15 protein-coding genes and 1 riboswitch are annotated in these 18,069 nt (G+C 34.5%); all 15 genes read right to left on the minus strand.

Annotated elements, in window-relative coordinates; translation table 11 throughout:
• Window positions 1-152: 152 nt before the first annotated feature.
• Window positions 153-752 (minus strand): adenylyl-sulfate kinase, encoded by a 600-nt coding sequence (gene cysC, locus HMPREF3134_RS04125; RefSeq protein WP_037551520.1) that lies wholly within the window; start codon window positions 750-752, stop codon window positions 153-155.
• Between the two features lie 22 nt (window positions 753-774).
• A complete protein-coding gene (sat, locus tag HMPREF3134_RS04130; protein WP_070440931.1) occupies window positions 775-1,947 on the minus strand; it encodes a sulfate adenylyltransferase in 1,173 nt (390 codons plus the stop codon).
• 51 nt (window positions 1,948-1,998) lie between these two features.
• A complete protein-coding gene (locus HMPREF3134_RS04135; protein WP_011274744.1) occupies window positions 1,999-2,868 on the minus strand; it encodes a sulfite exporter TauE/SafE family protein in 870 nt (289 codons plus the stop codon).
• 20 nt (window positions 2,869-2,888) lie between these two features.
• On the minus strand, window positions 2,889-3,500 hold the full coding sequence (locus HMPREF3134_RS04140; RefSeq protein ID WP_070440934.1) for an NAD(P)-binding protein: 612 nt from the start codon (window positions 3,498-3,500) through the stop codon (window positions 2,889-2,891).
• A gap of 43 nt (window positions 3,501-3,543) precedes the next feature.
• On the minus strand, window positions 3,544-4,308 hold the full coding sequence (gene cobA, locus HMPREF3134_RS04145; RefSeq protein ID WP_011274742.1) for a uroporphyrinogen-III C-methyltransferase: 765 nt from the start codon (window positions 4,306-4,308) through the stop codon (window positions 3,544-3,546).
• 35 nt (window positions 4,309-4,343) lie between these two features.
• Window positions 4,344-6,065, minus strand: a complete 1,722-nt coding sequence (gene cysI, locus HMPREF3134_RS04150) for an assimilatory sulfite reductase (NADPH) hemoprotein subunit (RefSeq protein WP_070440937.1) — start codon at window positions 6,063-6,065, stop codon at window positions 4,344-4,346.
• Between the two features lie 18 nt (window positions 6,066-6,083).
• Window positions 6,084-7,952 (minus strand): assimilatory sulfite reductase (NADPH) flavoprotein subunit, encoded by a 1,869-nt coding sequence (locus HMPREF3134_RS04155; protein WP_070440940.1) that lies wholly within the window; start codon window positions 7,950-7,952, stop codon window positions 6,084-6,086.
• A 173-nt stretch (window positions 7,953-8,125) separates the two neighbouring features.
• Entirely contained in the window at window positions 8,126-8,857 is a 732-nt protein-coding gene (locus HMPREF3134_RS04160; RefSeq protein WP_070440943.1) for a phosphoadenylyl-sulfate reductase, read from the minus strand.
• 196 nt (window positions 8,858-9,053) lie between these two features.
• Window positions 9,054-9,869, minus strand: a complete 816-nt coding sequence (locus tag HMPREF3134_RS04165; RefSeq protein WP_070440946.1) for a zinc ribbon domain-containing protein — start codon at window positions 9,867-9,869, stop codon at window positions 9,054-9,056.
• Between the two features lie 173 nt (window positions 9,870-10,042).
• Window positions 10,043-11,161, minus strand: coding sequence for a 5,10-methylene-tetrahydrofolate dehydrogenase (locus HMPREF3134_RS04170; protein WP_070440949.1), 1,119 nt, complete (start codon window positions 11,159-11,161; stop codon window positions 10,043-10,045).
• Window positions 11,158-12,357: a 5,10-methylene-tetrahydrofolate dehydrogenase gene (locus HMPREF3134_RS04175; RefSeq protein WP_070440952.1), complete on the minus strand. Its 1,200-nt coding sequence runs from the start codon at window positions 12,355-12,357 to the stop codon at window positions 11,158-11,160. The genes HMPREF3134_RS04170 and HMPREF3134_RS04175 overlap by 4 nt, the downstream gene beginning before the upstream one ends.
• 359 nt (window positions 12,358-12,716) lie before the next feature.
• Window positions 12,717-12,818, plus strand: a riboswitch (TPP riboswitch).
• 342 nt (window positions 12,819-13,160) lie between these two features.
• Window positions 13,161-14,165, minus strand: coding sequence for a DUF4064 domain-containing protein (locus tag HMPREF3134_RS04180; protein ID WP_070440955.1), 1,005 nt, complete (start codon window positions 14,163-14,165; stop codon window positions 13,161-13,163).
• An 89-nt stretch (window positions 14,166-14,254) separates the two neighbouring features.
• Window positions 14,255-16,264 (minus strand): ABC transporter permease, encoded by a 2,010-nt coding sequence (locus HMPREF3134_RS04185; protein ID WP_256262267.1) that lies wholly within the window; start codon window positions 16,262-16,264, stop codon window positions 14,255-14,257.
• A complete protein-coding gene (locus HMPREF3134_RS04190; protein WP_070440961.1) occupies window positions 16,248-16,997 on the minus strand; it encodes an ABC transporter ATP-binding protein in 750 nt (249 codons plus the stop codon). The genes HMPREF3134_RS04185 and HMPREF3134_RS04190 overlap by 17 nt, the downstream gene beginning before the upstream one ends.
• Window positions 16,998-17,171: 174 nt before the next feature.
• Window positions 17,172-18,068 carry a sensor histidine kinase gene (locus HMPREF3134_RS04195; protein ID WP_070440964.1) on the minus strand — a complete coding sequence of 299 codons (897 nt, stop codon included), beginning with the start codon at window positions 18,066-18,068 and terminating at the stop codon, window positions 17,172-17,174.
• Window position 18,069: the final 1 nt, after the last annotated feature.

The raw sequence follows: 18,069 nt of genomic DNA on the forward strand, positions 1-18,069 counted from the left end.
TCTCTTTGCTGGGGCCCCGCCTACCAGGCAAGGATGACTAGGTTTGAAAAAAGCTTGATTCAAGTACATTTTCAAATCAGTCAGCTACTAACAAAATGATAAAAATAGGCCGAGACATTTTATTTTGTCCCAGCCTCACACGCATAATAATTTTAAATAATTTCTTTATTCTTCAAATATTCAATAATAGTACTTACTGATTCTTCTACACTTTGATGTTCTGTATTAATCGTAATTTCTGGTTGATGTGGTGCTTCATACGGCGCACTTATACCAGTAAATTCTTTTATTTCACCAGAGCGCGCTTTTTTATAAAGACCTTTAGGATCACGTTGTTCACATGCTTCCACGCTACACTCTGTGTAAACTTCAATGAATTCTCCATCTTCTAAAATTTCACGAACTTCATCACGATCTGCTCTGTAAGGCGAAATAAATGCTGTTATAGCAATTGTTCCCGCATCTACAAGTAATTTACTTACTTCACCAATGCGTCGAATATTTTCCTTACGATCTTCTGGACTAAAGCCTAAATTCTTATTTAAACCATGTCTTACATTATCGCCGTCTAATCGATAAGAATGTTTTTCTAATTGAAACAAAGCTTTTTCAAGTTCTACTGATACAGTTGATTTTCCAGATCCTGATAATCCTGTAAACCATATCACTACACTTTTATGACCATTTTGTTGTTGTCTATCTGACTTAGTAACTTCAGAATCATGCCATGTAATATTACTTGATTGACTCATGCTAAATCCCTCCGAATTAATTTTATTTTAACCCTTTGATTAAGACTTCAGCTACTTCAGGTCTAGAGAATTTTGTAGGTAATGATTCACCATTTCTTAGTTTTTCTCTTACTTTAGTACCACTTAAATGTACATGCTCTGATGCGTCGTGTGGGCATGTTTTAGCAGTAGCCATGTTGCCACATTTTTCACAATAAAATGCATGTTCAAATTTCAATATTTGAATATCTAGTTCATCTTCAAATTGAGAAATTAATTCTTGTGCTTCATATGTGCCATAATAATCGCCCACTCCTGCATGGTCACGTCCAACAATGAAATGTGTACAACCATAGTTTTTACGTACTGTAGCATGTAGAATTGCTTCACGTGGACCAGCATAACGCATTGCCGCAGGATAAATGACTAAGCGCGCTCTATCTTTAGGGAAGTAGTTCTTTAAGATAGCTTGATAACTTTCCATACGAACGTCCGCTGGAATATCATCTGATTTCGTTTCTCCTACTAACGGATTAAGTACAAGACCATCTACAATTTCTAATGCAGATTTTTGTATATATTCATGCGCACGATGTACAGGATTTCTTGTTTGGAATCCAACGACAGTCTTCCATCCTAAATCATGGAATAATTGACGTGTTTCTGCTGGGTCTAAATGGAAATCAGAGAACTCATCATGTTTAGGTCGATTAATTAATTGGATTGGTCCAGCAAGGTAAACATTCCCTTTGTCATAAACCTTTTTAACACCTGGATGTGCCTCGTCAGTCGTACCATACACATTTTGAGCTTCTTTTTTCTTATCATATGTGTACTTTTCTTCTAATTTCAATGTGCCATATAATTCGCCATCTTCACCGTATAATGCAATGTCATCACCGATTTCTAATTTATCCGCTTCTTCTTCAGTAACTGGTAGTGTAATCGGAATGCTCCACACTAATCCATTTTCAAGATGTGTATCTTCAACAACTTTAGTGTAGTCAGCCTCACCCATAAATCCTGTTAACGGACTAAAACCACCAATACCGATTAATTCTAAGTCAGAAATTGACCAAGGATTTAAAGTAATCACTTTATATGATTGTGCTGCTTCTAAAAGATGATCTCTTTCTTCACCTTCTACTACGCGGTTAATTAATGTACCACCATGTGGTTTAATCGTATAATTAATAATCTGTTCATGTGTTGTCATTTTTGATAACTCCTTTTCCAATTAATTAGATTAGTTTACTCGGTTTTATTTTCAAGAAAAAGACAATTTTTTGTTGCGAATCACAGTGATAATAACAAGTATCACAATCGCACAAATAATTGCGAATCTTACAATATTTGAAATTGTGTCATCGTGTACGAAATAAGTCATTAATGCATTGCTATTTGTGAAGATGATTAAGCCACCAACACAAATGGCTAAAATATTAATTGGTAATATTTTTGTTAAATATGCAGAGATAGGTGCTGCAATCATACCGCCGACACTTAACGCAATAACAAACCACCAATTAATCTGAGTAATACCTAAGAAGATGATGAAACTCAATGACGTTGATAACGTTACAAAAAACTCACTCGCCGATACAGTACCAATTGCATATCGTGGTTGAATCTTATGACTAGCTAATAACAAAGGTGTATTTACTGGTCCCCAGCCACCTCCACCAATCGCATCTAAGAATCCGGCGATAGCACCTTGAGGCACAAGTTTGAAACCACTCAACTTACCAACATGTGTATGAATTTCTCTATTTCTTTTAAATAAAAATTGATACAAAATATATATACCCATTGAAAGTAAGAACAATGCGATATATGGCTTAATATAATCCCCATGTATTTGTGTAAGTAGACCTGCACCAATAAATCCACTTATAGCACCTGGAATAGCTAACTTTAACATGGTAGGCTTATGCACATTCTCAAATTTCCAATGTGATGTTCCTGATGCAGCAGTTGTAGCTATTTCTGAAAAATGTACAGTTGCCGATACAATGGCCGGTGCAATCCCATAAGTTAATAATATTGATGATGATGAGGCACCGAATCCCATGCCAAGTGAACCATCAACAAGTTGGGCTAAAAAACCAGCTAATGCAAATATAAATAATTTTCTCATATATCACATGCCCCCTGACATTAAACTTGTGATTGAAGCCATCGCTTGAATTCTTTTTGTTTCTCCTCATCCAAATAGTCCTCAGATAATACATGTTGTAATAACGCTTGCTTTCTAGATGGCTCTATCGGTGATGCTTTAATAAGTTGTCTACTTTCATATAAAAAATCGATATAACTTTCATAACGTTCATCGTAAGTGTCTTGCAATGTCGATATAATTTGTCGACCTAGTTTAGGACTTGCACCATCTGTAGATACACTAATAGTCAATTTGCCACGTCTAAGCATACTAGGAAACGTCACATTCCCCTTAGAAGCATCTGCAGCGTGATTTAACAATGTACCTTCTGGCAAACTATCTTTAACATGTTGATTTACCTCTGGTTGATTTGTCGCAATAATAACTAGAAATGCGCGACTAATATCTTGTGGTTCAAACATTTTTTCAGCCCAAGTCAATCGCTGTTGCTGAAATAAAGTATGTAATTCTTTGGTGATTGAAGGACTAACAATATGAACATGAGAACAGTATTCAACTAATGACATTGCTCGTCGAGTTGCTACCTTCCCACCACCAACTATGACAATCTTTTTATTTTGTAAATCAATCATAAGTGGCATATTGCTCATATTGTATCCTCCTTTTATGATTATTCTTTTTTATTATTAATAATTAAGGTAAGGTTATTTCTAAATCCGTAGTTTGTTCTTTAAACCAACTAATTTTTTGTCGCATTTGGACAACATCGCCAATAATAATCATAGCAGGATTTTTTATTTCTGACGCTTTTTCAACGATGTTACCTAACGTACCATCAATTGTTTTTTGAGAAGTCGTCGTTCCTAAATGAACAAGTGCGACAGGCGTGTCAATTGATTTACCATGTTCAATAAGTAGGTCACAAATTTCTGGTAATCGTTTAACACCCATATAAACACAAAGTGTTTCTGGACCATGCGCTAAATGTGCCCAATAATCATCTTTAGACATACCAGGTTTATTAACTGCTGTCACAAAAGCAACTGACGAACTATAATCTCTGTGCGTGACAGGAATGCCTGCATAAGCTGGTGCAGCAATGCCCGAAGTGATACCAGGCACAATTTCAAATGCAATCTGATGTTGTGCCAATATTTCTGCCTCTTCACCACCTCGGCCAAAGACAAACGGGTCACCACCTTTTAAACGAGTAATAACATGTCCTTTTTTTGCTAAATTAACCAACATCCGATTCGTTTCTTCTTGCGGTAATGAATGTCTATTCGGGTCTTTACCACAATAAAAGAACTTTGTCCCTGGTTTAGCTAAATCTAAAATGTCTTTATTGACTAGGCGATCATATAAAATCACATCTGACATTTGAATGGCTTTCATACCTTTGATAGTTAATAAATCAGGATCACCAGGTCCTGCTCCTACTAAATACACTTTCCCCATGTTGTCACCCCGTTTAAAATAACTTATTTCAAACTTTAACTATGGAAGTCTTGTCCTCCATGAACTTTATCAACAACGCCCGAACGTATGACAAAGTCACCAAAATGCTCACCTTCAAGACGTTCTTTACCATAATCCATAAGAATTGGACGTAGACTTTCAAGAATTTCTTGTTCTCCAATATTCTCTTTGTACAATTTATTTAAACGTTCACCTTTGAAGCCACCGCCTAAATACATATTATATTTGCCAGGTGCTTTACCTATAAATGCAATTTCTGCAAGTGCTGGTCTAGCGCAACCATTTGGGCATCCAGTCATACGGATTGTGATTTCTTCATCATCCACACCCGCTTCATCTAATAAGTCTTCAATCTTAGAGATTAATGATGGTAAATAACGTTCTGACTCAGCCATCGCTAATCCACATGTTGGGAACGCGACACATGCCATTGAATTACGTCTTAATCCCGTATAATTTTTACCATCTGTTAAACCATACTGATCGATAAGACTTTGAATTTCTTCTTTTTTCTCTGGAGTTACATTTGCAATAATTAAATTTTGGTTAGGAGATAATCTGAAGTCACCCGTATGTGTTTCTGCAATTTTTCGTAATGCCGTTTTCAATTGATAATCTTCTGTATCTTTAACACGTCCATTTTGAATGAATAAAGTATAATTCCAAACACCTTCGTCGCCCTCAATCCAACCTAGACGATCGCCATTATGTTCGAATTCAAAATCACGTGGTTCTTCAATTTCCCATCCTAAACGTGTATTTAGTTCTTCTACAACTTTATCCACACCTAAGCGGTCAACTGTATATTTGAATCGTGCGTTCTTGCGGTTCTCACGATTACCATAATCACGTTGAATTGTTAAGATTTTCTCACAAACATCAACGACTTGTTCTTTAGGAACGAAACCAGCTAAACGACCAACTTGTGGGTACGTATCTGTATTTCCGTGCGTCATACCCATACCGCCACCAACTGTGACATTAAATCCGACAAGTGTTTCATCTTCAACGATACCGATAAGTCCGATGTCTTGTGAATAGACATCAATATCATTAGATGGTGGTAAGGCGATACCAATTTTAAACTTACGTGGTAAATATTTCTTACCGTACATTGGTTCAATTTCTTCTGAAGAATCTAATACTTTCTCTCCATCTAACCAAATTTCATGATAGGCATTTGTCTTAGGTAATAGATGGTCACTGATTTTAGTTGCATAATCATTAATCTCTTTATGAATATGAGATTGATATGGATTAGGATTACACATTGTATTACGATTCACGTCCCCACATGCCGCAATCGTATCGAGTACAGACTCATTAATTTTCTTCATAGATGTTTTTAAATTTCTTTTTAAAATGCCGTGAAATTGGAAAGTCTGACGTGTTGTTAATTTCAACGTTTGGTTGGCATAATTATTAGAAATGTCATCCATGGCAATCCATTGTTCAGGTGTAGCTGTTCCTCCTGGTAGACGCACGCGAATCATAAAGCTGTAAGCTGGTTCTAATTTCTGCTTGCGACGTTCGTCACGTAAATCTCTATCATCTTGTTGGTAGCTACCATGGAATTTCAATAATTTAGTGTCATCATCTGAAATAGCACCAGTAAGTGGGTCTGCTAAGCCTTGCTCAATTGTCCCACGTAAATAATTACTTTCGTCTTTTAAATACTCTAAAGCATCTAGCTTCTTATCAAGTTCTTCTGACATTTGCTTATTTGTCTTAGCCATTAAGTACCACCCTTTCTATTAGTACACATCGCGTTGGTAACGTTTATCTTTCTTCATTTGTTTAAGGTAGGCTTCAGCATCTTCTTCAGATAAGTTTTGTTCTTTCATTAAAACATTGCGGATAGCTTGATGTACATCTTTCGCCATATGTTTTTCATCACCACAAATGTAAAGTGAAGCACCTTTTTGAAGCCATTCATTAAATTCTTTACTGCGTTCAGCAATACGATGTTGGACGTATACTTTTTCACCAGTGTCTCTTGAGAATGCAACATCCATTTTTCCTAGCACGCCGTCTTTCAACCATTCTTGCCATTCTGTTTGATATAGGAAGTCTGTTGTAAAGTGTTGATCACCAAAGAATAACCAAGTATTACCTTTAAATCCATGCTCTTCTCTTTCCTGCATGTATGCTCTAAATGGTGCAACACCTGTTCCAGGTCCAATCATGATAACTGGTGTGTCACCCTCTTTAGGGAATTTGAAGTTTGGATTGCGTTTCAAGTAAATTGGAACAGTGTCACCTGGTTGAATACGTTCAGCAAATTGAACTGAACATACACCTGAACGGTCACGTCCATGTGAGTTGTATCTAACTGCCCCAACTGTAATATGCACTTCATCTGGTAGCGCTTGATAACTACTAGATATTGAATATTCTCTAGGTGGTAATTTTCTTAATAATTGATATAAATTTTCTGGTTGAAGTTCTGTTGTCGCAAAGTCATTTAATAAGTCGATTAAGTCACGACCTTCAATGTAACTTTGAACCCATTCATTATCTTCAACCTTTTCATTAAGTTCTTCATTTTCAAAGAATGACGCCGCATTGATAAGAAGCGGTTTCGTTAACTTCGTAATTTCAAAATGAGTTGTTAAGGCTTCTTCTAATCCTAATGTGTCACCCTCATCTGAAATTTGAACTTGATCATTCGGATCCCAACCTAATGTGCTAATTAATAAATCAACTAAAGCTGGGTCATTTTGAGGTAGAACGACTAAACAGTCTCCAACTTCATAATCTTCACCGAAATTATCTAATAGAAATTCAATATGACGTGTTTCCTTATTTGAACCTTGTCCATTAAGGTTAATGTTTTCTAAGACTTCTGCTTGATATGGATTTGCTTTAGAGAATTTCTTTTCTTTCGCAGATTTAATTGATTCACTTACAATTTGTTCATTTTGAGTGCCTTCTGGTGCAGTATCTATCGCATTGATTACATTTGCCATCCACTTTTCAGCGTCTTCTTCATAATCAACGTCGCAATCCACACGATCATATATACGTTCAGCACCTAATTCATCTAGTTTTCTATCAAAATCACGACCTGTTTGACAGAAGTATTCATACGTTTGATCCCCTAATGCTAGAACTGAGAATCTCACACCTTCAAGTTTAGGTGCCTTACGACCATGAATGAACTCATGCAATTCAGCTGCATTATCAGGTGGATCCCCTTCACCTTGAGTAGAAGTGATAATGAATAAATCTTCAACATTTTTTAGGTTCTTAGGTTTAAATTCGTCCATTGCTTTCAATGTCACGTTATGACCTATATTTGATAAGCGTTCTTCAAATATTTCAGCTAACCCTTGTGCATTACCTGTTTCAGAACCATATAAGAGTGTAATTGCTCGTTTCTCCGGCGTGATGACAGGCTCGTTTTGTTGAAGCATTGCTTCTGTGCCTTCAGTTAGACCATTTGCATTTGTTGAACTTGAACCTGTTTGTGATGGTACAGTTCCATTTGACGTCAATTGTTGATTAGCAACTAAGTATCCACTTAACCATACCTTTTGTTCAGGTGTAAGTGTTTGTAAGAGTTCATTAATTTGTGCCGCTTGTCCTTCTGTAAAAGGACTATTTGTAACACTTAAATTCAATTGTATCCACCTCTTATTCCGTAAAATAACAATCATTTTATAAAAGCTTTATACTACTTTTATTATGTAAGAAATATGTCCGTCTGTACACTATTGTCGGACATATTTGTAAATTTTGTTTAAAACATATCAGAGTACTATGTTTTATGGTTAAAAATTTTTATCCAAACGCATTATGGTTTATCAGCAACATGTAAGCCACATTCTGTTTTATCGAAATTCGACCAACGCCCTGCTCTAGAATCATCTGAGTCAAATACAGGAGCGGTACATGGGATACAGCCAATACTAGGATAATGTTGATCATGCAATACATTATAAGGTAAATCATGTTTCTTAATATAGTCCCAAACTTCATCTTCTGTCCAATAAATTAAAGGACACACTTTCACTGATTTGAAACGTTCGTCTTTATTAATAAAGTTCGTATTTGCACGTGTTGGCGATTGGTCTCGACGTAAACCTGAAACCCAAGCAACAGCGCCACCTAACACTTCTTCTAAAGGTTTAATCTTTCTTATATAACAGCATTGATTAGGATTATTCTTCCACAATGCCGGATTATATTTGTCCGCTTGTTCCTCAATCGTTAAATCAGGCTTCTTCATTTCAATACGAAGTTTTGGAAAGCGTTCTTTCACTCTATCAATCAAGTCATACGTTTCTTGGAAATGTAAATCCGTATCTAGAAAGACAATTTGTGCATCTGGCTTAATCTGGTAAATCAAATCAATTAAAACCATACTTTCCGCACCAAAACTACATGAATAAACAATGGAATCACCATATGTGCGATACGCCCATTCTAATATTTCATAAGCGCCTTTAGTTGCATCGTCAGTAGAAATAGAATCAATGAAAGGGTCACCTTCAAAATTCTCATACGTAATTGTCGGTACTGACATAAACTTATGGTCCCCCCTAAAATTTCACAAATTTATTAATCTAATACCTATCAGAATTGTCAGAATAATATGTTACTACTTTATCGAGTTTTTGCTATAAAGTCAAGGTTCTGAGGAGAATTATATAAAGAAGTAGGGAGTAGGACATTGATTCCATTTTGCATCCGTCACACTCCCTAAACGTTTCAACTTTTCCCTAGTAATGATTTTCTGGAATACACTGAATCAAAGCAATTTTATCGTTCTTTGTAGTTACTAAAATTTCAAAGCCATTATTTTTCACGGTATTATAAATATAACTTCCAGCATCATTATTTTTTTCATAATCACTGTATTTACTAATAAATGTTTGCTCATCAACATTTGAGGGTGACACGCCAATTCCTCTTACTACTTCAGTATTACCTTTCAATTCATAGACCACTGCTAAATCACCATAAATGGTATATAGATTATCCATGCCCACTTTGTGAAAAACACGATTGGATCTGCCATATCTTTTTTCCACTTCTGCTCTAGTCATGCCAGGTTTAATTCCCATGTAAGCATCCCTTGTATCCTTTTGCATAAATGACTTATGGAAATCCTCACTCATGACATCAATTTTAGGTGCTTGTGAATGAATCGCATCTTTGTCTTTTTCATCTTCACTTTGTTTCGCTTTTTGCTTTTCTGCTTTAATAGGATCATTAGACACTTTATCGTCATCCGTTGTTTCTTTATCTTTCTTCAAATGCGCTGTTGTAGTTGTAGTCTGCTCCGTTTGTTTCCCTTCTTTTAAAAAGAAATGATAATAAGCAAAACAGCAACTGACTATAATCCCAATAACAACTAAGACAACTAATATAAATAGCCAAATGCTTGGCTTACGCTCAGCTACCTCATATTGTGACTCAATCGAATCATCTTCAAATACGCGTAAATCATTGCCACATTTACTACAAAATCGTTGCTCTTTAGTTATTTTATTACCACATCTAGGACAAAAATTCTTGATATTACCTTCCTTCACTTCATGTTGCTAAATCTAAGTAGTTGTTGTGAATTTAGGACTCTTATTTGTTTTGACACCTACATTATATTTAATTTTAAATTAAGCACCAATTATTTTCTATAATCTTTTTATATAAATTTACCTAAAAAACAAAGCCGAAGAAAGCTTCACGCTTCTCGACTTTAATCTCGTTATCCTTCATCTTTATCTCTATCATCATATCGCATTTGTTGTCGGTAACCATAAGTACTTTCTTTGATTAGTTGATCATTTAATAATCCAGCACCAATCGCACCTGCAACAGTTGAAATAGAAGCAGCAAACCAAGGAATACTTAGATATAAATCAATTCCAGCCGGTCCTTTTAACCCTACCTGTTGCCCTAAGAAATTAGATGGTAGTAACACAAGTTCCGCAATTAAAAATAATGTGTAGAGAATAATGTAATAAATGATAATAGCTACAAAGAGCGTCATCACTGTAGTTAAGTTATATAACCATGTAATTCGTTTATTACGACTTTGTTTGACAGATTCCCACAAATCATGAGACATCATAATCCAAAGTAACATACCTAAGACTGCGATAATAGATATTCCAAATAGACGCCACATTGAGAATTCCATACTCATCTGCCACATAGTCGTAAATATTAAGCCAAATGCACCAGTGGTAAAAGCAATTGCCACAATATTACTAAGGCTTGCCATCATATTAAGTGGATTATTTGCAAATGTCATACCACTCACAAGCCGAACCATTCCCATTGACCTAGTATTGGATAAATAGCGTAAATGATCATTATCTGTTTCATCTAAATGTACTTCAGTTTTATCAATTTTAGATAATGGAAATTGTTTGTTAACTGCATATGTTACATGATTATTGTCATCATAATCATTCTTTTCAGATTCAGAATGATGCACTTCATTGATTATCGCAACGATGACGTTCTTAAAACGTTTCTTAACTGGGCGCCAACCAAATGCAGGATAAGAAAAGACAGCAGCACCATTCTTCTTATTGATGTCCAGTGCTAACACACGTTCATCATGAAACATAGGTAAATCTGTAATTGCAACGACATAATCCCATTCTCGCTTATCATGATAATCTTGTATCTTTTTAAAAATTTTGCCAACGGATTCTGCGTAGCCTGTCAGAGGATCAACCACGAGATCCACTTCCCAGTCATGTTGGTTGTTATTCTGGTGAGATAAGATGTTCGGAATATCATCCATTAAACTCTCAGCTAATTTTTCTGTAACACCAGGAGCAACAACTAAACCGATTGTTTTAGCTTCATTCATGCGTCATTCTCCTCTCTATGATCTTGTTTTTTACCTTCATACTGTTCATCATCATTACTTTCTTTGTTTGATGAAGATTGTTCCACGTCATGTTGCGATACATCTTGTGATTGTTGTTCTTTTTTCTCTTTTTCCTCTTGTTGCGCTTCTTTATAACGATGATATTGGCGATAAGAATACGTAATACGTCGTATCTTCTCTTCATTTTCTACAGTTGAGCCCATTGCACCCGCTAATAAACCAAGCGATGATACAAACCATAATAATTTCAAATAATTTATAAATGTGAAATCAGGATTTGCACTCGTCCAACTATTAAATAAACCTACAGGTACAAATAATGAAATACTAATAGATAGTAATACATATAAAACTACATAATTCATCAATGTAATGATGACTAAAGTAAGTAATGTCGTCGCGTTATATACATAGCGATAAACACGTTGAGACTTTGCTGTTTTTCCTTCAAATAACTGATGCGCGTATAATAACCATCCCGCCATACCTAATATAGAAATAATCATTAAGACAATAAATCTTAAGGTTGAATATTGAACACTTAACTCCCATGGCATAGAGAAGATAGAAACATATGTCCCTGTCGCAAATGCAACGGAAATAATCTTCTTAAAATTAAACAAATTCCTCCATGGCTCATTCGCTCGCGTTAAACCTAAAATAAGCTGCAACCATCCTAATATAAAGTAGCGATTAATATAACGTCTTTTCGAACTTTCATCTTCTCGAGGATCAACAGCTTTAGGTTTAATCAGTGGATGCACTTTGGGGCGCTCTTTCGTATTATTGTGATATAACTGTTCAACTAGTGCTGTCATACTCTTCACTAACTTACGCTCTAAATTAATCCAACCTAACGCAGGTAATGAAAGCATAGAAACTTGCTTTTCACTATTAAAGTCACTAATAACAACTTTATTACCTGAGATACTTGGTAAATCTGTAATACAGATAACGAAATCCCATTCATATTCTTTCTTCAATTCTGCTGCTTTATCTATACTCTCATGTACATCCTCAGCAGATCCTATTAATAAATCTACTTTACTCTCGAAATGCCATTCATCCACATCCTTAATTCGGTCATGTAAATGTTGTTGAACCTTTGGTATCGCATTATCGACGAGCTTATGTGCAACGCCTGGCGATGGCACTAATCCAATCGTAAAGGTCATGATTAACCTCCTTCCTCTTCTAATATTTGCTAAGTTTACTATTGATTATTTGTTTGAAAAAGTATTAATTAACAGGGTCAAAATTATGCAATGCTCATTTTATGATAATAACAATACTTTTTGCAATTAAGGGAGTTGAACAGAATTCGTTTTGAATTCGCTTTTCAACTCTCGCAAGGATAACTAGTACTAAGAAGAGGTTAATTTTAAACTTATTATCAGTTCAGTCAGCTAATGCGAATTTGTATTGTAGACTTATGAAATTGTTTTATAATCGGCTATTCACATTAACTCTAACTAGTCAAATTACAGTCTTGACTTCTAAAATTAAAAATACTAAATTAAATACATAGTATAAAAATATGCACTAGGGGTGTTTTCAAACTGAGATGGAGTCATACTCCAAACCCTTTGAACCTGAACTAGATGGTACTAGCGTAGGAAAGTGTGGACGAAATCGTAGATAACTTGATTAAGGTCTAGATATGTCATGCCTTATTTCATATAAACTCACATCTATCATTTACGTAACTTTTCTATAGTGAAGGTTGCGTATTTTTTACTTTAAAAAAGAGACAGAGGTGACCGCCAGGCAATTTTATCATAGTAGCAAAAATGTCATGTTGAAATAAGCATTGTCTGAGAGAAGCTTAGACTAGTAGTATTGTAGAAAATTCATTTTATTTATCCATATAATAGAAATTAACGTAAAGTCGGTGATGCTAACTTAGGGACGTCACCGACTTCTTTATTACAATTAAAAAGAGCGAGACATTCGTCTCACTCTTTAAACGACTCAACTATTAATATTTATATGGGTCATTATCTTTTTTATCTTTCAATTTGTCTGCTTCATCACGTACAAAATCGTTATCTTTATGCTCATTTCGATCTTTATCAAAATCATTTAAATCTTTATGTGTTTCATCTTGATATCTATCACTATGAGAACCAAATTGACTACGTTCTTCATTGTGATGATTATGATTGTGCTCTTTATTTTGATTAAAGTTATTGTCTTTACGGTCATCTGAAGACCAATCTACATCATTACGACGGTTAAAGTCTTCATCTGAACGATGTAAGTCATCCCGACGATTAGACTCTTGATAATCATTACGCTCTAAATTAGAACGGTCATGATTATTATTGTCATAACGATTGTTATCATTGTGATTTGAATGGTTATGACTACCATTATGAACATCATCATTAGAATAATGTTCTTTAATATCTCTTTTTTCTTTCGCTTTATCTTCTTCATCTAAGATGAATGCATTGTTTTTAGCGTTAACATCTTTATCATCATGATGATTTTCACGACGGTTGTTATTGTCATAATAGCCATTAGCGTAATTATCTTTTTTCTTACCTTTTCTTACAAGTAGCATAATACCAGCTACGATCCAAAGAATAAAACTAATCCAGTTAGACAATAATGCAATTAGACCTGCAATAATTAATAAGATACCTGCAATTTTAGGTTTTTTACTAATTAAAATACCGCCAATAATCGCTAAAATTAGTGAAATTACAGCACCCCAAGTTAAGAAGCTAATGAAACTACCTAAAGCATCAATACCTTGATTCAATTCTGAAGTAGATACTGAATTACCTTGCTTTTGAGATTCACTAATCATTTGATCTTTAAAGTTATTATTTCCCATTAAAGGTTTAAGAACTAAGAACATGATTGCAGCTATTGCTTGCAATACAACCCCTAGCCAAGTAAGGATATGTTCAACCGTGCGTTTAATCTTGTTATTTTGCGTGTGATGTAATGTATTATCGTTTGTTTGATTAGCCATTTTTACGCCTCCTTTTTTTGTTGTATACCCTACCGATGATTAGGTTACACTTAATTTTTAAAAAGTATGGCAAATTTTTAATACTCGATCTAGTGATATCGATTAACAATCATGTAATAAATACGCGATGTAATCCAATACATCAACGCATACATAACAACAACCGAAATAATAACACCGACATAACTTGTCACAAACACACCAACATGATTAACATTCAGAATACTTAACACGTTATATATTATTTTTGAAGCAAAGATAACATGAATCGTTGCGACAATAATTGGCAATGCAAATATCCATATAATTTGTTTATTAATGGTATCTTTAATTCTGTCATTATCTATACCAACTTGCTGCATAATTTGATAATTCTTACGGTCCTCATATCCTTCTGCAACATTTTTATAATACATCATTAGAAATGTGCCAATGAATAAAATGATAGACACTACCGTTCCAATAAAGATAAGTCCTCCATTAATTTCATATAATGTGCCCGCCACTTCTTTTTTATCATCAATACTCACTTTATAGCGTTGCATTAATGTATTTTTCAACTTATCAAAATCAGATGTATGCTTTGTCATGATATTAAAATGCATAAATGTATTTTGAACTTTCTGCGTGCCATGATGGTCGTTCTTATCAGCATTGACATAATAATTGTTTAATTGTTGGAATGTCTTATCATCTGGAGTAATAATAGTTAACGCTCCTGGAACTGGATACGAATAATTATGACCATTTAACTGTTTAATATTGAATTGGTCCCCCATCATTGTTGCAGTTCTTAATTTTTTAAAAGGTTGATTTAAACTTTCAAATCCTAATTCCCCATGTTTCAACTTAACCTTCTTCGTATTTAGCTCATTATAATCGTGCTGTGTCATAATCACGAGATAGGTACTATTAATCGTCATATTATAATCTTTATTATTACGATGTTTAAATAATCCTGGTTGTTTGTAATCCACCGCAATCAGTGAAACTGCATTCTTCTTAAAGAAATCAACTTTAGCATGATCTTTAATATCACGTTCCAAATGACGTACTTTCTCCTGAGTCTTCTTATTATTGTGAAGATTTCCATCCATTGAAACTCTATATTGATCCGACATAATAGAATCGACCTGATTCGATATCCCTCTATAAGTTGAAATCGTCATACCCACAGTAACAATTAGAAATGTACATAACATCGTGATGCTTGCAAGTCCAATCGCATTTGAATTCATCCTAGACTGCAATCCTGAAATGGTAAAAAAGTATTTGGGATTATAATACCATTTAGGGATTCGTTTTAACCAATCTAATAGTAAAACGCCTAACGATAAATATAAGCAATATGTCCCAATCATAACCAAGCCAATTGCACCGAACAAATCATATAACGAGCGTAATACCATTTGATTAGAGAGCGCAATGTGATAACTGCTAAATAACGTAACAACTCCAATAACTAGTAAAACGTATAATACAAATTTGGGTAACTTTCTTTCAGCTCTTTGACGTTGATGTATTAATTTAATAGGACTTTGGAATAATATTTTTAAATTGTTAATCAAGAAGAGAAATAACATTACCGCTGCTAAAATAATTAAAGTAATGCACATCGCTTTCACATCAAAAGGATAATCCAATAGCGACATGCCCGTTTGATGCATTAATTTATTCATAAGCATAAAAATTAATACGCCAAAGAGATAGCCACCAGTTATACTGATAACCGCGATTAAAACATATTGATATACCATCTCGATGAGCATAATCATTCGGAAATGTTTCTTCTCCATTCCAAGTATCATGTTCATCGCAAGTTCCTGTTGACGACGTTTCATCATGAAGCGATTGGCATATAAAATAAATATAAAACCCAAGACACTCATAAAGAAATTTCCCACACCAATAAATATAGGTAATAGCTGACTTCGTTTTTGGACGTAGTCATTCATATTTAAAGATAATAGAATAAATTCCGTTGCGAACATGATGCTCAGTGCTAATATAAAGGGCATGATCACATGTCGCTGCATCTTGAAGTTTTGAGCAATCATCTTCCAGAGCATATGTATGGTCATGTTAGTACCCACTTTCATTCAGAATAGCCAAACTATCAGCGATACGCTTTTGAAAATCTTGTTGCGATTCTTCCCCTCGGTAAATTTCATGATACAAACGTCCATCTTTAATAAATAATACTCGTTTAGCATAAGACGCATCGATAGTTGAATGAGTTACCATTAATATCGTTTGCGTATTATCATTAATTTCTCGAAATAGCGTCATGATTTGTTTCGAAGTCTTTGAATCGAGCGCACCGGTCGGCTCATCGGCGAGCAGTAAATCGGGTTCATTGATTAATGCACGACCAATCGCAATTCGTTGTTGTTCACCACCAGAAACTTGATACGGGTATTTAGAAAGTAATTTCTCAATACCTAATTTAGAACTTAGCGCATTCATACGCTGTTCCATTACTTTATGAGAGCGGTTAGCAAGCACAAGTGGCATTAAGATGTTATCTTGATTCGTCATAGTTGGTAAGACGTTGAAATCTTGAAAGACAAAGCCAAGATTATCACGACGAAAATGCGCAATTTGCTTATTACGTAACTTGCGAATATCTTGAGTGTTAATAGTGATGTTGCCTTCAGACACTTTATCAAACGTTGCAATTAAGTTTAATAATGTGGATTTACCTGAACCCGACTCACCCATAATGGCTACAAATTCTCCCTTATCAACTGTAAATGAAATGCCATTCAGCGCAGTAGTCGCATTTAACCCTCTGCCAAACGTTTTCTTTACATTTTTGACGTCTAATAACATCGCTTCAACCTCGCTCTCTTTAATAATTTTTTACAAAAATGATCACAATGAAGATGTAATCCAATAATTTAAGACCTCATGTTCCTTTTGTTATCTCTATCATAAAACAAAAAAATGCCAACAACATTGATAATTTCTTACAAATGTTGTTGGCTAGCTTACAATATTGAAAGTTTAATTATTTTTCGGGAAATAAATACTAAATGCCGTACCTTTGTTCAACTCAGACTGTACATCTACATGATGATGTAAATGTTGAGAGATATGTTTAACAATAAACAATCCAATGCCTGATGAATTAGCATTCAATCGACCATTATATCCTGAATAGCCTTTATCAAAGATCTTCGGTAAGTCAGCTTGACTAATACCGACACCATTATCACGAATAGTCAATACATGCTGTTGTTGGTCAAACGTAATCCAAATGTCCTTACCTCGCGCATACTTCAATGCATTATTTAGAATCTGTTCAATCATAATCGAACACCATTGTGCATCGGTCAGAACTTCATTCTCACACCGTTCATAATGAATCTTTGTCTTCTGATCAATAAATTGAATAGAATATTTCATAATTAATGGACGGACAAGGTCATTAATCTTTACTTTTGAAAAGGACATATCCGTTTCTTGGTTCATCAATTTTAAATAACTTAACGCTAAACTTGTATAATTATCAATTTGAATAATTTCTTGTCGCACTCGATTGACGACATTATCTTCATTACGCTCTAACAACAATTTAGATGCTGTAATAGGCGTCTTCATTTGATGAACCCACGTTAAGAAGTAATTCTCCACATTAGCTTGATATTCAGTTTGATCACTTTTCACCTGTTGCAATTCATGCTCTAGTTCATGAATAGTGTCTCTCATCTGAACTTGTTCTCTAAACCCACTTAATTGTACTAACCAATAAATTATCATGATGAATAGCATTATTCCGGCACCTAATAGATACGCACTCAGTGGCAAATTAAATAGAAAGAAGATAAGTAAGAATAATAATATAAATGTGATAACTATAATAATTTCATTTAATATTGATTTAATAAAAGCTTTCAGCATA

Source organism: Staphylococcus sp. HMSC14D10, from assembly GCF_001808125.1.
Classification (GTDB): domain Bacteria; phylum Bacillota; class Bacilli; order Staphylococcales; family Staphylococcaceae; genus Staphylococcus; species Staphylococcus haemolyticus.

Coding starts and splice junctions, on each gene's coding strand:
- cysC (WP_037551520.1), bottom strand. CDS start 752: ATGAGTCAATCAAGTAATATTACATGGCATGATTCTGAAGTTACTAAG.
- sat (WP_070440931.1), bottom strand. CDS start 1,947: ATGACAACACATGAACAGATTATTAATTATACGATTAAACCACATGGT.
- HMPREF3134_RS04135 (WP_011274744.1), bottom strand. CDS start 2,868: ATGAGAAAATTATTTATATTTGCATTAGCTGGTTTTTTAGCCCAACTT.
- HMPREF3134_RS04140 (WP_070440934.1), bottom strand. CDS start 3,500: ATGAGCAATATGCCACTTATGATTGATTTACAAAATAAAAAGATTGTC.
- cobA (WP_011274742.1), bottom strand. CDS start 4,308: ATGGGGAAAGTGTATTTAGTAGGAGCAGGACCTGGTGATCCTGATTTA.
- cysI (WP_070440937.1), bottom strand. CDS start 6,065: ATGGCTAAGACAAATAAGCAAATGTCAGAAGAACTTGATAAGAAGCTA.
- HMPREF3134_RS04160 (WP_070440943.1), bottom strand. CDS start 8,857: ATGTCAGTACCGACAATTACGTATGAGAATTTTGAAGGTGACCCTTTC.
- HMPREF3134_RS04170 (WP_070440949.1), bottom strand. CDS start 11,161: ATGAATGAAGCTAAAACAATCGGTTTAGTTGTTGCTCCTGGTGTTACA.
- HMPREF3134_RS04175 (WP_070440952.1), bottom strand. CDS start 12,357: ATGACCTTTACGATTGGATTAGTGCCATCGCCAGGCGTTGCACATAAG.
- HMPREF3134_RS04180 (WP_070440955.1), bottom strand. CDS start 14,165: ATGGCTAATCAAACAAACGATAATACATTACATCACACGCAAAATAAC.
- HMPREF3134_RS04185 (WP_256262267.1), bottom strand. CDS start 16,264: ATGAAAGTGGGTACTAACATGACCATACATATGCTCTGGAAGATGATT.
- HMPREF3134_RS04190 (WP_070440961.1), bottom strand. CDS start 16,997: ATGTTATTAGACGTCAAAAATGTAAAGAAAACGTTTGGCAGAGGGTTA.
- HMPREF3134_RS04195 (WP_070440964.1), bottom strand. CDS start 18,068: ATGCTGAAAGCTTTTATTAAATCAATATTAAATGAAATTATTATAGTT.